The sequence below is a fragment of the Herbaspirillum rhizosphaerae genome, assembly GCF_001189965.1.
In the GTDB taxonomy this organism is placed as follows: Bacteria; Pseudomonadota; Gammaproteobacteria; order Burkholderiales; family Burkholderiaceae_D; genus Herbaspirillum; species Herbaspirillum rhizosphaerae.
This window is the reverse complement of the sequence record NZ_LFLU01000003.1, coordinates 269,261-284,243: the sequence shown is the minus strand read 5'-3', so window position 1 is coordinate 284,243 and position 14,983 is coordinate 269,261. Positions and strand designations below refer to the sequence as shown.

Below are 14,983 nucleotides of genomic sequence, written 5' to 3'. Positions count from 1 at the left end.
ATAAGAATTTCAAACAAGGCATTCTTTTTCATTATTTGATCAACTATATTACCCAAAAACCATGAGGTAATAATGAAAGTGAGACACATCGTGATGTGGGACGTGGCCGGTACACGCGGCAGCCCCGGGCACGCAGCCAACCTTGCGATCCTGAAACAAGCCTTTGAGGCGCTCGCCGCAAGCGGTGCGATTCCCGGTTTGCTCAAGCTTGAAATCGGCATCGACTACAGCGCGGCAGACTATGCCTGCGACGTCGTCTTGTTCAGCGAATTCGACAGTCCCGAAGCGCTGGCCGTCTATCAGCAACATCCAGCCCACGCCGCCGCCAAGCAGCAGATAGGCGACATCCGCATCGCGCGGCACCAGGTCGATTACCACTTCAACTAGTCTTGTTGCCGCGCCCGTGTAGAGTAGCGCGGTATCGGCACATTCCTTGAACGGACAGCATCATGACCTTCAGCTTTGCCTCCCAGAGCTTTACCTATAATGCAGCGCCGGCGCGCATCCTGTTCGGCGCCGGCCGCGCGGCGGAAATCGCCGACGAGCTGCGCCGTCTCGGATGCCGGCGCGCACTGATTTTATCGACGCCGGCACAGCAGCAGCTGGCGGAACAAATCGCGCAGCAACTGGGCGAACTCTACGGCGGCAGCTTCACCGAAGCAGTCATGCATACGCCGGTCGCCGTCACTGAAAAAGCCCTGGCCTATCTGCAGGCGCAGCAATGCGACAGCATCGTGGCCCTGGGCGGCGGCTCCACCATCGGCCTCGGCAAAGCGCTGGCCTTGCGCACCGACCTGCCGCAGGTGGTGCTGCCGACCACTTACGCAGGCTCGGAAGTCACCGCCATCCTCGGCCAGACCGAAAACGGCCTCAAGACCACGCAACGCTCGCCGCGCATCTTGCCGGAGGTCGTGATCTACGACGTCAACCTGACCTTGACGCTGCCGCCCGCCTTGTCCGCCACGAGCGGCATGAACGCGCTGGCGCATGCCGTCGAGGCGCTGTACGCCAAGGACGCCAACCCCATCGTTTCGCTGATGGCGGCCGAAGGCATACGCGCGTTGGCGCGCAGCTTGCCGCGCGTGGTCGCGCAGCCGGATGACCTGGCCGCCCGCAGCGACGCGCAATACGGCGCCTGGCTGTGCGGCACTTGCCTGGGTGCAGTCGGCATGGCCTTGCATCACAAGATTTGTCACGTGCTCGGCGGCACCTTCGATTTGCCGCATGCGCCCACGCATACCGTCATGCTGCCGCATGCGCTCGCCTACAACGCGCCGGCGGCGCCGCAAGCCATGCGCGTGATCGCCGATGCGCTCGGTACCGACGATGCCGTACGCGGCATGCATGCGCTGGCGCAGCAATTGGATACGCCGCTAGCCTTGCGCGATATCGGCATGCCGGAAAGCGGCGTTGCGCGCGCGGCTGAACTGGTCATGCAAGACGCCTACTGGAACCCGCGCCCGCTGGAACAGCAAGCCATCGCCGCCATGCTGGCGCGCGCCTGGGCCGGCGAGGCGCCGGCCAGCTGAGTTGCATTAACAGGAAAAACAGGAAGAGCAGGAAGAGACCATGCGAAATTTTGACGAAAACAATATCACCCGCGCCGTGCTGGAGCGCCTGCAAAACACCGCCTCGCCGCGCACGCGCCAGATCAGCGAAGCCGTGGTCCGCCATCTGCACGCGCTGATCCAGGAAGTCGAACCCAGTCAGCAAGAGTGGCTGGCGGCCATCGAATTTCTCACCGCGACCGGACAGATGTGCAGCGACACGCGCCAGGAATTCATTCTGTTGTCCGATACGCTGGGCGCGTCGATGCTGGTCGACGCCATCAACCACCGCCATCCCGGAGACGCCACGCAAACCACGGTGCTGGGTCCGTTCTATGTTGAGAATGCACGGCAACATGCGCTGGGCGACATGATCTCGCACGATGCCGACGGCGCGCCGTTGCTGGTCGAAGGCAGCGTTGCCGCGCTCGACGGCACACCCATCGCCGGCGCCGTGGTCGATGTCTGGCATTCGGACAGCGACGGCTACTACGATGTGCAGCGCCAGGATGGCCTGCAGCATCTGAGCGACCGTGCGCGCTTCGTCACCGACCGCGACGGCAATTTCTGGTTTCGCTCCATCGTGCCGGCGTTTTATCCCATCCCGAACGATGGCCCGGTCGGCAAGATGCTGGATGCGCAAGGCCGCCATCCTTATCGTCCGGCGCACGTGCATTTCATGATCAGCGCACCGGGTTGCGACACACTGGTGACGCACCTGTTCCTGGCCGAGGACCCTTACCTTGATTCAGACGTGGTGTTCGGCGTGAAAGACGCCTTGATCTGCAAGCTTGAAACGCAAGCCGCAGGCGTGACTGCACGCGGCAATACGATTGCGGCGGCGACGGCAGCCTTGCGTTACGACTTCAGGCTGGCGCCGGCGTGAGCGGCGCCTGAGGCGCCCCGCTATCGTAAATCGCAACAATGAAAAACGCCCTTCCAGGAAGGGCGTTTTTACATCCAGCGATACAGTCAGCTGGCAGCCGGCTTATACCAATGTCAGTGTGACGTTGATGTTGCCGCGTGTCGCGTTCGAGTATGGGCAAACCTGATGCGCCTTTTCGATCAGCGATTGCGCAACGGCGCGGTCCAGACCTGGCAGGGAGATGTTCAGTGCCGCTTCGATGCCGAAACCGCCTGGGATGGTGCCGATGCCGACTGTGCCGGTGATGCTGGCATCCGCTGGAATCGCAACCTTTTCCTGGCCGCCGACGAACTTCAGTGCGCCCAGGAAGCAAGCCGAATAACCGGCTGCAAACAGTTGTTCAGGATTGGTGCCTGCACCGCCAGCGCCGCCCAGTTCTTTCGGTGTGGTCAGCTTGACGTCCAGGATGCCGTCGGACGACTTGGCAGAGCCTTCACGGCCGCCGGTTGCTGTTGCAGTCGCTTGGTAGAGTGCTTTTTCGATTTTCATTTTGATTCCTTTCGAGTGGTATGAAGAATGATGCCGGGGAGCATCGATTAAATTAACAATGAATTACAAACAAATTTCAAACAATAAAATTGCTAACAATATAAATAATATGCGATAAAACTCACTTCTGCTACCTACCGATTACTGTCATTCATGCAACGACAGCAATCGTGAAAACGGCAAACCCGTACGGCTTAATCGTCTGCGTCATCCAGCAAACCCTTGCGCAGCACTTTCAGCTGTTCACGCAGATTAGCAACTTGTTCCAGCGGCGGCAAGGAGCACATCAGACGCTCCGGAACCGCTATCGCTCGCTTGCGCAGAGCGCGGCCTTCCTGGCTCAGGCGCACCACCACGCGGCGCTCGTCTTCCACGTCACGGGCACGATGCAGCAAACCCATCGTTTCCATGCGCTTGAGCAAAGGCGTCAGGGTGCCCGAATCGAGGAACAGCTTGCCGCCCAGATCGGAAACCGTGACTTCGTCCTTTTCCCACAAGACCAGCATCACGAGATATTGCGGATACGTCAGGTCGATGTCTTTCAGTATCTTCTTGTACACCTTGGTCATCGCCAGCGACGCCGAGTACATGGCGAAGCACAATTGATTTTCAAGCATGAGAGCCTGATCAATCGCTGCTGCCGGTGTCGTCGATGTGTTTGCGTTTGCCATGGAGTGAATAATACATAGCCAAAAATTAAATTGCAAGCAATTTAAATAAAAATCTGCATGAATTTAAAAATACAACAAACTTGCGGATGGGCAAGTTGATCGCCCATCCGATCCACTTCACCGCTCGAAACGCTGTTCCACCATCTCCTTGCCCCACTGCACGCCCGGCCACTCTTCCTTGAGCTGAAAGCCGTAGCTCTCATACAGACGACGCGCCGCATCGAGTCCCTGAAAAGTCCACAACTGCACCGAGGTAAATCCCTGCGCATCGCAGAACGCCATCGCTGCATCCATCAGGCGTCGCCCCACGCCCGCGCCCCGCAGGCCATCATCGACAATGAACCAGCGCAGGTGCGCCTTGTTGTCGCCCAGATCCTGGCCGTCGATGGCCACCGATCCGACGATGCGCTGACCTTGCATCGCCAGCCACAAACCATTGCGAGTATGCTCAAGGCGCGGCACGAATTCCGCCATGCCAGCCGCCACCTTGCTCTCGAAGAAGCTGCCGAAACCGACGCTGCGCGCATAAAACATTGCATGCATCTGAACCATGCGGCCGATCGCGCCGGCCTGATAGCCGGCGACGATGCGAATCTCGTCGGCCTGCACGACGCCCGCGCCCGATCGGCGCGCTTCCAGCGCCTGCGCATAGACGCTCAGTCCTTGCGCCACGGTGTCCTGCTGATCTGCGCTCAATTGTTCGAGCGCACCGACAACCTGCTTGCGGCCGAACGCCTGCACGGCAGTCAGCGTGCGCCGGCCTTGCGGCGTCAATGCCAGCCATTTGACACGGCCGTCGAGGTCGCTGGCCTGCTCCTGCAATTCCCCTGCCTCAATCAGCTTGCGCACCATACGGCTGACGCTGGATTTTTCAAGACCGAGGAATTCGGCAAGCTGGGCGGCGCTCATCGATTTGCGCGCACCGATCTCGATAATGGCGTGTACTGCGGACGGCGGATAGTCGGTCGCCGCCAGCGTGGATTGCATGAAACCCAGCTCGCGCACCATCCGACGCGAAGCGGTACGGATGCCGTCGACAAAAGAAAAATCCGGTGAAGAGCCTGCTTTTTGCATATTTTCCATCCCTCTTTTCACATAGTTGTATTATACAACTATAAATCGCAAAATAATCATTACGATCAACATGCTTTCCTCAGGAGAAATACCATGGAAACGATGGCGAAAAATGAGTGGCGTACCAGCCCGAACAACCTGGCCGGACAAGTCGCATTGGTGACCGGGGGCGGCAGCGGCATCGGTCGCGCCGCGGCGATCCGCATGGCGCACGCAGGCGCCAGCGCCGTAGTGATTGCCGGCCGGCGTCGATCGGAGGGAGAAGCCGTCGTCGCCGAATGCCGCGCCGCCGGCGCACATAGCCTTTATGTACAAACCGACGTCATGCAGGAAAGCGACGTCCGGCGCTTGATCGACACCGTACTGGCGCAATTCGGACGCCTGGATGCCGCCTTCAACAACGCCGGTCGCCAGGAACGGCGGGCATCCCTGCACGCGCAGGACCCCGAAGTTTACGACGCCATCTTCGATGCCAATGTCCGCGCCGTGTTTCTGTGCATGAAATACCAATTGCCGCCCATGCTGGCGCGCGGCCATGGCAGCATCGTCATCAATACGTCCGTCAGCGGCGTGCGCAATCCCAATCCCGGGCTTGCGCTCTACTCCGCCTCCAAGGCCGCCGCCATTTCACTGATGCGCTCGGCTGCCATGGAATACGCGCCCCACGGCATTCGCATCAACGCCATTGCCCCGGGCAGGGTCGTCACCGACATGATGCTCTCATCGGGCATCGCCGACATGTCCGCAGTGGCCGCCGGCCTGCCGCTCAAACGCATGGGGCAACCGGAAGAAGTCGCCGAAGCCGTGCTATGGCTGCTATCCGGCGCAGCGTCTTATGTTGTCGGCCACGTGCTGGCGGCAGATGGCGGCTTCCTCGCATCGTGAGTTCAACGGCCCTGCGTGCAACGGCATTCTGCGCCGCCGCGAATCCCCTGTATCATGCGGACCAGCATGATTGCGGCTGCAAAAATGCCGCTTATTGATGATACTTATTGCTTGCCATCCAACCTCCCGAACACGCCGGAAATGCATTCGACAACATCCTCGCAGACCTCTCACGCCATCTCGCTCACCCTGTTCTGCAAGGTCGTCGACAACTACGGCGATATCGGCATCTGCTGGCGACTGGCGCGGCAACTGGCGCATGAGCATGGCGTCGCCGTGACCTTATGGGTGGACGATCTGGCGAGCTTCAGGAGCATCTGCCCGGAGGTCGACAGCAGCGCCGATGTACAGGATGTCCAAGGCATCGCCGTGCAACACTGGCGCGATCAGAACGGCGTGTTTGCCGCCGGCGATGTGGCCGACATCGTTGTCGAGTTCTTCGCCTGCGACATCCCGCCCGGCTATATCAAGGCAATGTCGGAATGCGCGCCGCGTCCGGTGTGGCTGAATCTGGAAGGCCTGACGGCAGAAACCTGGGTGGAAGGCTGCCACACGCTGCCCTCGCCGCATCCGCAACTGCCGTTGACGAAGTATTTTTTCTTTCCCGGATTCAACCGGCGCACCGGCGGCCTGCAACTCGAGTCCGGCCTGATTGCGCAACGCGAGGCCTTCCTTGCCGATCCGCGCGCCGCCAGCGATTTCCTGGCGCAGTTCGGCGTGACCGAGACAGAGATGCGCGCGCTCAAGGTATCGCTGTTCTGCTACCCGCAGGCGCCGATCGCGGCCTTGTTCGCGGCGTGGCAAGCAAGCGGGCAAGCCGTCCTCTGCCTGGTGCCGGAAGGCGTCGGCGGCGATGCCGTGACGGACTTTCTCGGCCAGCCGTCGACCGCGGGGGCGCATGCTACGCGTGGCGCCCTGACCGTGCGCGTCCTTCCCTTCGTGCCGCAGCCCGACTACGACAAATTACTGTGGGCCTGCGACGTCAATTTCGTGCGCGGCGAAGATTCTTTCGTGCGCGCGCAATGGGCTGCCAAACCCTTCATCTGGCATATCTATCCGCAAGACGAGAACTTGCACCACGTCAAGCTGAAGGCTTTCCTTAGCACCTCGCCGGCGGCAACGCCGAGTCTGACGGCGCTGGCCTTGGCCTGGAACGGCGCGACCGGCGACGGCATCGACATCGCGGCGCTATGGCGCAACATGCAGGCCGACCTGCCAAACATTGCCAGGCTGTCCATGGATTGGGAGCGAGTGTTGCTGGCAAACGGCGATTTGGCGACGAATTTGCTGAAGTTTGCAGAAACTGTTCCGCCGAGAGTCTGAAGCGGTAAAAAATTAGGTTAAAATATAGGGCTAATTTTTACGCATCAATGCATCAACAATTTAATCGTACGTGGGCTTGCGGTGTTTTTTGCCAGTAGGCTACAGAAGATTTTTACGCAACCTACTTTTTACGTATATTCGCTATGAAATTTGCAAAAGAAATTCGCGTCGGCAACATCATTATGGTTGACAGCAAGCCAATGATCGTCCTGCGCTCCGACGTCAACGGTTCGAGCCGCACCGGCTTCACTTACAAGTGGAAGATGAAGAACCTGCTGACCAACAGCCCGCAAGAAAACGTGTTCCGCGGCGACGACAAGTTCGACGTGGTCGTGCTGGACAAGAAGGAAGTGACTTACTCCTACTTCGCCGATCCGCTGTACGTGTTCATGGATTCCGAATACAACCAGTTCGAAATCGAAGGCGAAAACCTGGGCGACGCCCTGGGTTACCTGAAAGACGGCATGGAATGCGAAGCAGTCTTCTACGACGGCAAGGCAATCTCCGTCGAACTGCCGACCACCATCGTGCGTCAGGTCGTGTACTCGGAACCTGCAGTCAAGGGCAACACTTCGGGCAACGTCCTGAAAGAAGCCAAGATCGAAAATGCAATTGAAGCGAATCAGATCGTCGTGATGGTCCCGCTGTTCGTCAGCCAGGACGACCAGATCGAAATCGACACACGCACCAACGAATACAAGAAAGTCGTTCGTAACTGATTTCAGTGATTCAGACGTGCAAGCAAAAAAGCCGCGATCTTGCGGCTTTTTTTCATCCTCCTCCGTCTCTGTTACGCCCTGCTCCCGCACAACGCCAGGCGTCTGCTGCACATCAATCCCAAGCTCACCATAGCCGGCGCATGCCATTGAGCTCATCATTTTTCACATATAGTTGCATTGCGAACTAAATTGCAGTATCGTAGATCCATGTTTGATCACTGCCTCTATTTCAATACCGCAGCATTATCCCGCCGGCTCGAGCGCGAGTGGGCGGAAGCATTCGCCCCCTTCGGCCTGACGGCGCCGCAGGGCTTCATGCTCAGAGCCATCATCGACAGGCCCGGCATGCTGCAAAGCGAACTGGCGACAGAGCTTGCCATTGCGCGTTCCACCACCACGCGCGCGCTGGACACGCTGGAGCAAAAAGGTTTGCTGGAGCGGCGCAGGACGGAAGGCGACGGCCGGGAAATCTCGGTTTATCCGACGGCCGCCGCCGTTGAAATCAAAGTACCGTTGAATGCGTCGGCAGGCGGTGCGGCGGAGAAGATTCGCAAGATTCTGGGCAAGGAAGAATTTGCCGATGCCGTACTGAAAATCAGAGATGTACGCTCAGCCCTTGAGTGATGTTTCATGCGCATTGTTGCGCTTATTTTTATGCCAGATAGTTGTATTGCTAATTATATAAAGAGGCCTGCTTTTCGCTTTTTGCCGGCAGCCACCACCCGACAAGCGCAAGCCTGATTCATCGACACTCCATTTTTAACTCAAGGAGAACACCATGTTCGCAATGCAATACGGATTTGACGTCGCCGACGCAGAACCTGTCAGAGCGCGCGTAAGGGAAATCGGCAGCCGCTTCGATCAATTGCCGGGACTCTATACAAAGGCCTTCCTCGTCGCCGATGCAATCGATGGAAATCCGGCGCGCTATACGCCCTTCTATCTCTGGGACGAACTCGACGGCATGAGCGATTTCCTGCTGTCGGATGCGTTTCGCGCGGTCGTCGCCAAGTACGGTCGCCCGGTTGTGCAACGCTGGAATAAAGTCGCGTTCTTCAAAGGACCGGCCATCGCGCAAACGCCGGTCTTCGCAACCCAGCAATTCATCGACATCCCGGCCGACGTCGATCTGGCCGAGTTATGCGCGCTGCATGCTGTCGATGCAGAAGCGATGGTCAACGAACACGGCCTGCATTCTGTCTTTCTCGGGCTGGACACCAATGCGTGGAAGCTGATGAAAATATCGCTGTGGCAAACACGCCCCGCGTTATCGCAGGGCAGCAAAATCTTTGAAGTGGCTCACCTTTCCGCACCGGCCCTGAAGAAGGAACTCGCAGCCTGATCGGCAGCACACCGATCGCAACCGGACCGGCCAGGCGGCAATATTCTTTTGCGCCGGTCTGCGCATTATTCCAGCCCCTTGGTCTGCGCCAGACGCCGCGCCGCCTTGCCGCCCTCGCTGGCCCAGAACTCTGTATCGGCAGCCTGAATGCGCACCGCAGAATTCTCCATGTGACGTAACGCTGCTGCGCGCGCGGCGTCGGCATCGCCATCGGCAATGGCTTGCGCAATCACGGCGTGCTCGTTGCGAACCTGCTGCCCGAAATCTTCGCGCCGCGCTTCGTTGATGCGCGCCACCCGAATCGCCGCCTGCAGGAACTGGCTCAGGAATTCCAGCAAGGACGTGTATAGCGGGTTATGCGCCGCTGCGGAGATGGCGGCATGAAAGGCGAAGTCTTCCTCCACGCCGTCCCGCCCCTCGCTCACCGCCTTGTCGATGCTCTTCAACGCTTGCCGGATGCTTTGATTCTGCGCTTTGGTGCGCCGCTGCGCCGCCAGCGCCGCCATCTCGCCTTCCACGCCGCGCCGCAACTCAATCACGCGCAGCACCGCCTGGATCGAATCCTGCACATCGATGTCGAGCCGGAACGGCGTAGCGTTGTTCGGCGCCAGGACGACGGTGCCGCTGCCTCTGCGCGAACCGACCAGGCCTTCCGATTTAAGCCGTGAGATCGCTTCGCGAATCACGGTGCGGCTGACCTGAAAACGTTCGGTCAGCTCGTTCTCCGACGGCATGCGCGCGCCGGGAGCAAAGTCGCCCTGCCGAATCTGCTCGTATAAGGTCGATGTGACGCGATCGGCCAGGGTTCCTTTGGCCGAATCGGCGCCCGCTGCCTGCGACGCCCGGGAAGTGTTTTTGGAAAGCTGAGTATTTTTCATGTTGATTGACATGATACCGCTTTCTTTTTACACTGGCAGCAAAGTTGTATGACAACTTTAAGATTTCACTTAACTAACAAACCTGTTCATGGCCTCGCAGCAGGCCCCGAGACAGGCTCAGGAGAATATTCATGCATATCGTCATCACCGGCGGCGCCGGCTTTCTGGGTAGCCGTCTGGCGCGTCAATTGCTCAAACGCGGTCAGCTGACCGGCAGCGACGGCAAGCAGCAAACCATCAGCCGCATCACCCTGCTCGACGTGGTCGCAGCACAAGGCTTCGACGATGCGCGCATTGAATCGGTGGTCGGCGACATCGCCGACGCCGCCGTCATCGAGCGCGTCATCACCAAGGACACGCAATCGATCTTCCATCTCGCCGCCATCGTCAGCGGCCACGCCGAAGCCGATTTCGAACTCGGCATGAAGATCAACTTCGACGCCACCCGCATCATCCTGGAACGCGCCCGTGCGCTGGGCAGCAAGCCGCGCGTGGTGTTCACAAGTTCGGTGGCGGTGTTCGGCGGCGCCCTGCCGGCGCAAGTGCCGGACAACGCGCTGCTGATGCCGCAAAGCTCCTACGGCGCGCAAAAGGTGATGGGCGAATTGCTGGTCAACGATTACAGCCGCAAGGGCTTCATCGATGGCCGCGCGCTGCGCATGCCGACTATTTCCGTGCGTCCCGGCGCGCCGAACAAGGCGGCGTCGAGCTTCGCCAGCGGCATCATCCGCGAACCGCTCAACGGCCAGCCCTCTGTGTGCCCGGTCAGCCCTGAGACCCGCATGTGGCTGATGTCGCCGCGCAAGGCGATCGACAACCTGATCCACGGCCACGAAATCAACGGCGCCGATCTCGGCCTGGCGCGCTTCCTCAGCATCGACGGCTTGTCGGTCACTGTGCGCCAGATGGTCGATGCGCTGGAACAAGTGGCCGGCGCCGACGTCGTCAAGCTGATCGAATGGAAGGAAGACGAAGCCATCAAGCGCATCGTCAATTCGTGGCCGGGCGACTTTGAAGCAAAACGCGCAAAGGCGCTGGGCTTCATTGCAGACAGCGATTTCGCCAGCATCGTGAAAGCGCATATTGAAGATGAAGTGAAAAAGTAATTTCTCACGGCATCGTTCCCGAAGCGGCGTCAGCGATGACGCCGTTTTCGTTTGCGGGAATAAAAAAGGCGCGGAAATCCCGAAAGAAATCCGCGCCAGATCCGGCACCAACTGGAGACTGCAAACCGTGTCGTTTCCCCCGCCACGGCGCACAGCATTACAGCAACTGCTTCCCTGCTACTTCGCTTTCGCCAACATGTTGAACACGCTGGAAAAATCCAATCCGCCTGCACCCGACTTGCTGTGAATGTCGTAGAGATTGCGCGCCAGCGCGCCCATCGGCACGCTGCTGCCGGTGGCCAAGGCGTTCTCTACCGCCAGCCCCAGATCCTTCAACATCAGGTCGACGCCGAAGCCGCCGGCATAGCCCTTCGATGCCGGCGCGTTTTCCATCACGCCGGGACAAGGGTTGTAGACTTCCAGTGTCCAGTTGCGGCCCGAGCTCTTGGACATCACTTCCGACAGGACCTTGGGGTCCATGCCGTTGGCGATGCCGAGGCGGATCGCTTCCGAGGTGCCGATCATCAGTATGCCCAGCAGCATGTTGTTGCAGACCTTGACGGTTTGCCCGCTGCCGCTGGCGCCGGCGTGATAGATCGCCTTGCCCATCTTTTCCAGATAAGGCTTGGCCAGACCGAAACCGTCGTCGGTGCCGCCGACCATGAAAGTCAGCGTGCCGGCCGTCGCGCCGCCGGTGCCGCCGGAGACCGGCGCATCGAGCATCGTGAAGCCCTTCTCCAGTGCTGCGGCGGCGACCTTGCGCGCGCTTTCCGGCGCAATCGTCGAGCAGTCGATCAGCAAGGTGCCGGGCTTGATGTTGGCCAGGATGCCCTTGTCGCCGAGGTAGATGGATTCCACATGCTTGCTGGCCGGCAGCATGGTGATCACCACCTTGGCCTTGGCGACTGCCGCCATGGCGTCGGCTTCGGTCACGCCGCCGGTCTCGACCAGCTTGTCGACGCTGGCCTTGACCAGATCATGGCCGCTGACCGAGTACCCCGCCCTGACGAGATTCTGCGCCATCGGCAAACCCATGTTGCCCAGGCCAATGAAAGTAATATCGGCGCTCATGTTGTTCTCCTTTTCAGATGCGCTTTATTTCAGCGAAATCGTGGTATTGACCTGACCGGCTTCTTCATCCGGCGCATACCAGCGCGCCGTCACGGTCTTGGTCTGTGTCCAGAACAGCACGGCCTGCTTGCCGTTCGGGCCCAGATCGCCGAGCTTGGAGGCGCGTGAACCGGTGAAGCTGAAATACGCCACAGGCACCGGAATCGGCACGTTGATGCCGACCTGGCCGACGTCGATTTCGTTCTGGAACTTGCGTGCAGCCCAACCCGACGAGGTGAAGATTGAGGTGCCGTTGCCGTTCGGGTTGGCGTTGATGAAAGCGATGGCTTCGTCCAGGGTTTCGACTTCGACGATGCACATCGCCGGTCCGAAGATTTCCTGTTCGTAGATGTCCATACCGGCCTTGACGCCGGTAAATACGGTCGGGCCGACGAAGTTGCCGTCTTCATGCCCCGCCACCTTGCAATTGCGGCCATCCAGCAGCAGCTTGGCGCCCTGCTCCACGCCGACGCCGATCAGGCGCTCAACACGCTGCTTGGCGGCCTTGGAAACCAGCGGGCCGACATCGGCCTTGCGATCGCTGCCCGGGCCGACCTTCATGGCCTTGGAGCGCTCGACGATTTCCGGAATCCATTCTTTGGTCTTGCCGACCAGCACCACCACCGAGTTCGCCATGCAACGCTGACCGGCGGCGCCGAATGCCGCGCCGAGCAAGTTGTTGATGGCCTGATCCTTCGGTGCGTCAGGCAGCACGATGCAGTGGTTCTTGGCGCCCATCATGCACTGCGCACGCTTGCCGGCTTCGCTGGCGCGGCGATAGATATGGGTGCCGACGTTGGTCGAGCCGATGAAGGACACCGCCTTGATATCGGGATGGTCGCAGATCATGTTGGCGACGTCAGGTCCGCCATGCACCACGTTCAACACGCCCGGCGGCAGGCCGGCCTTGTTGGCCAGTTCCACCAGGAACAGCGACGAGGTCGGATCCTGTTCGGACGGCTTGAGCACGAAGGTGTTGCCGCAGGCGACCGAGATCGGAAACATGAAGCAAGGCAGCATCACCGGGAAGTTGAACGCGGTGATACCGGCGCCCACGCCGATCGGCTGATGGATGGTGTAGACGTCGACGCCGCCGGCCACGTTCTCGGCCAGCTCGCCCAGTTGCAGCGAAGTGATCGAGCAGGCGTGCTCAACGACTTCCAGGCCGCGCATGACTTCGCCTTCGGCGTCCGGCAGGGTCTTGCCGTGTTCGCGCGTGATCAGTTCAGCCAGCGGTGTGATGTTGTCGCGCAGCAGTTGCTGGAACTTGAGCATGATGCGCATGCGCTGCGCGAGCGAGGTGTTGCGCCAGGTCTTGAAGGCCTCCTTGGCATTGGCGACGGCGCGGTCGACTTCTTCCTTGGTCGCAAACGGCACGCGCGCCACGACTTCCTGCGTGGCCGGATTGAGCACGTCGCGCCATTCTTTCGAAGTCGACTGCACGTGCTCGCCGTTGATGTAGAGGGGAACGTTAGGAATGTTGGCTTGGCTCATGATGCGTTTTCCATAGTGATGAAGTAGAAGCCGGAAATCGGGTCGGAGATGACTGGCAATGTCGACACCCGACTCCCGGGAAAGCGTGAATCCTTGCTTGATTTATTTGACCAGCGGGCAAGCGGCATCCATCGGACGGAAAGCCTGCTGTGCCGGAATGGTCGACAACAATTTCAGATAATCCCAGGGCGCCTTGGATTCGGCCGGCGACTTGACCTGGTACAGATACATGTCGTGAATCACGCGGCCGTCAGGACGGATGGAGGCGTTGCGCATGACGACGTCGCTGATCGGGATCTCGCGCATCTTTTGCGAGACAACCTTCCAGTCCGAGGTCTTGGCCGCCGCGCGGGCCTTCAGGAAGTGATAGACGCTGGAATACACGCCGGCCTGCACCATGGTCGGTTTGTTGTTCTTGAACTGCGCTTCGAAACGCCTGGAGAAGCCGCGCGTCTGTTCGTCGTAATCCCAGTAGAAACCGTCGGTGTAGACCAGGCCTTGTGCGGCATCCAGACCGAGCGCGTGGACGTCGGACAGGAACACCAGCAAGGCCACCAGACGCTGGTTCTTGTCGCCGACGCTGAACGAGCGTGCTTGCTTGATGGCGTTGACGACATCGGTGCCGCCGTCCGCCAGGCCGATCACTTGCGCCTTGGAAGCCTGGGCCTGCAGCAAGAAGGACGAGAAGTCCGAAGCGTTCAGCGGGTGGCGCACGGAACCGACCACAGTGCCGCCGTTGGCCTTGACCACGTCGGAGGCGTCTTTCTCCAGCGAGTGGCCGAAGGCGTAATCCACCGTGACGAAATACCAGGACTTGTTGCCCAGCTTGGTCAGCGCGGCCGCTGCGCCGGCTGCCTGCGAATAAGTGTCGAACATCCAGTGGAAGCCGTTCGTCGCGCACTCAGCCGTGGTCAGCGCACCGGTTGCCGGGCCGCTGTACATGGCGATGCCGCCCTTTTCCTTGATCAGCTTCTGCACCGCCAGCGCCACCGACGAATTGGTCAGGTCGGCAATCGCCTCGACCTTGTCGCGGTCCAGCCATTCACGGGCGCGGGTGACGCCGACGTCGGGCTTGTTCTGGTTGTCGGCGGACAGCACCTCGATTTTCATGCCCTTGCATTCGGCCTTGAGGCAATCCTCGATCGCCAGTTTGGCGGCGACCACCGAGCCCTGTCCGCCCATGGCGGAGTAAGGACCGGACATGTCGGTCAGGATGCCGATTTTGACGGTGTCGGAGTTTTGCGCCTGCACGGCGGCGGAAATACAGGTCAGGGAAAGCGCAGCCATTGCCAGGGCGGCACGGATGTTTTTTTGCATGGAGTCTCCTCGTTATATGTTTTCTGAAATTGCTCTGCGGCGATTTCGAGACTCATTTTGCATGTGCGTTAATATCGTTACAATAACCAATAATTCAAAATGC

16 protein-coding genes are annotated in these 14,983 nt (G+C 59.8%); 9 read left to right on the top strand and 7 right to left on the bottom strand.

Annotation, left to right across the window (positions count from 1 at the left end):
* The first annotated feature begins 72 nt into the window (after positions 1 to 72).
* From AKL25_RS06780 to AKL25_RS06770, 3 genes are all read left to right on the top strand, one after another.
* A complete protein-coding gene (locus AKL25_RS06780) occupies positions 73 to 387 on the top strand; it encodes a Dabb family protein (RefSeq protein ID WP_050476870.1) in 315 nt (104 codons plus the stop codon).
* A gap of 62 nt (positions 388 to 449) precedes the next feature.
* Positions 450 to 1,529, top strand: coding sequence for a maleylacetate reductase (locus AKL25_RS06775; protein ID WP_050476869.1), 1,080 nt, complete (start codon positions 450 to 452; stop codon positions 1,527 to 1,529).
* Positions 1,530 to 1,569: 40 nt separating this feature from the next.
* Positions 1,570 to 2,433, top strand: a complete 864-nt coding sequence (locus AKL25_RS06770) for an intradiol ring-cleavage dioxygenase (protein ID WP_050476868.1) — start codon at positions 1,570 to 1,572, stop codon at positions 2,431 to 2,433.
* Positions 2,434 to 2,535: 102 nt separating this feature from the next.
* On the opposite strand, the gene AKL25_RS06765 is transcribed toward AKL25_RS06770, so the two are convergent.
* The 3 genes from AKL25_RS06765 to AKL25_RS06755 all read right to left on the bottom strand — a co-directional run bounded on the left by AKL25_RS06765 (position 2,536) and on the right by AKL25_RS06755 (position 4,706).
* Complete coding sequence (locus tag AKL25_RS06765) at positions 2,536 to 2,961, bottom strand: organic hydroperoxide resistance protein (RefSeq protein ID WP_050476867.1); 426 nt, start codon at positions 2,959 to 2,961, stop codon at positions 2,536 to 2,538.
* A gap of 194 nt (positions 2,962 to 3,155) precedes the next feature.
* The gene (locus AKL25_RS06760) at positions 3,156 to 3,632 is read right to left on the bottom strand and encodes a MarR family winged helix-turn-helix transcriptional regulator (protein ID WP_050476866.1); all 477 of its coding nucleotides are present in this window, start codon (positions 3,630 to 3,632) and stop codon (positions 3,156 to 3,158) included.
* A 117-nt stretch (positions 3,633 to 3,749) separates the two neighbouring features.
* Positions 3,750 to 4,706 (bottom strand): bifunctional helix-turn-helix transcriptional regulator/GNAT family N-acetyltransferase, encoded by a 957-nt coding sequence (locus AKL25_RS06755; protein ID WP_050476985.1) that lies wholly within the window; start codon positions 4,704 to 4,706, stop codon positions 3,750 to 3,752.
* 93 nt (positions 4,707 to 4,799) lie between these two features.
* Between AKL25_RS06755 and AKL25_RS06750 the strand changes: the two genes are divergently transcribed.
* The 5 genes from AKL25_RS06750 to AKL25_RS06730 all read left to right on the top strand — a co-directional run bounded on the left by AKL25_RS06750 (position 4,800) and on the right by AKL25_RS06730 (position 8,975).
* A complete protein-coding gene (locus tag AKL25_RS06750; RefSeq protein ID WP_050476865.1) occupies positions 4,800 to 5,591 on the top strand; it encodes an SDR family NAD(P)-dependent oxidoreductase in 792 nt (263 codons plus the stop codon).
* Positions 5,592 to 5,732: 141 nt separating this feature from the next.
* The gene (gene earP, locus AKL25_RS06745) at positions 5,733 to 6,914 is read left to right on the top strand and encodes an elongation factor P maturation arginine rhamnosyltransferase EarP (RefSeq protein ID WP_050476864.1); all 1,182 of its coding nucleotides are present in this window, start codon (positions 5,733 to 5,735) and stop codon (positions 6,912 to 6,914) included.
* Positions 6,915 to 7,057: 143 nt separating this feature from the next.
* Complete coding sequence (locus AKL25_RS06740; protein WP_050476863.1) at positions 7,058 to 7,633, top strand: elongation factor P; 576 nt, start codon at positions 7,058 to 7,060, stop codon at positions 7,631 to 7,633.
* Positions 7,634 to 7,840: 207 nt separating this feature from the next.
* Positions 7,841 to 8,257, top strand: a complete 417-nt coding sequence (locus tag AKL25_RS06735; protein WP_050476862.1) for a MarR family winged helix-turn-helix transcriptional regulator — start codon at positions 7,841 to 7,843, stop codon at positions 8,255 to 8,257.
* A gap of 154 nt (positions 8,258 to 8,411) precedes the next feature.
* A complete protein-coding gene (locus tag AKL25_RS06730) occupies positions 8,412 to 8,975 on the top strand; it encodes a DUF4865 family protein (RefSeq protein WP_050476861.1) in 564 nt (187 codons plus the stop codon).
* A 65-nt stretch (positions 8,976 to 9,040) separates the two neighbouring features.
* On the opposite strand, the gene AKL25_RS06725 is transcribed toward AKL25_RS06730, so the two are convergent.
* Positions 9,041 to 9,865, bottom strand: coding sequence for a FadR/GntR family transcriptional regulator (locus AKL25_RS06725; RefSeq protein WP_083444598.1), 825 nt, complete (start codon positions 9,863 to 9,865; stop codon positions 9,041 to 9,043).
* Positions 9,866 to 9,984: 119 nt separating this feature from the next.
* Between AKL25_RS06725 and denD the strand changes: the two genes are divergently transcribed.
* Positions 9,985 to 10,959 carry a D-erythronate dehydrogenase gene (gene denD / locus AKL25_RS06720; protein WP_050476860.1) on the top strand — a complete coding sequence of 325 codons (975 nt, stop codon included), beginning with the start codon at positions 9,985 to 9,987 and terminating at the stop codon, positions 10,957 to 10,959.
* A 177-nt stretch (positions 10,960 to 11,136) separates the two neighbouring features.
* Here denD and mmsB read toward each other — a convergent pair whose 3' ends face one another.
* The 3 genes from mmsB to AKL25_RS06705 form a co-directional block, all read right to left on the bottom strand.
* Entirely contained in the window at positions 11,137 to 12,030 is an 894-nt protein-coding gene (mmsB, locus tag AKL25_RS06715; RefSeq protein ID WP_050476859.1) for a 3-hydroxyisobutyrate dehydrogenase, read from the bottom strand.
* A 24-nt stretch (positions 12,031 to 12,054) separates the two neighbouring features.
* Positions 12,055 to 13,563, bottom strand: a complete 1,509-nt coding sequence (locus AKL25_RS06710; protein WP_050476858.1) for a CoA-acylating methylmalonate-semialdehyde dehydrogenase — start codon at positions 13,561 to 13,563, stop codon at positions 12,055 to 12,057.
* Positions 13,564 to 13,665: 102 nt separating this feature from the next.
* Entirely contained in the window at positions 13,666 to 14,880 is a 1,215-nt protein-coding gene (locus tag AKL25_RS06705; protein WP_157050520.1) for an ABC transporter substrate-binding protein, read from the bottom strand.
* Between the last annotated feature and the right edge of the window lie 103 nt (positions 14,881 to 14,983).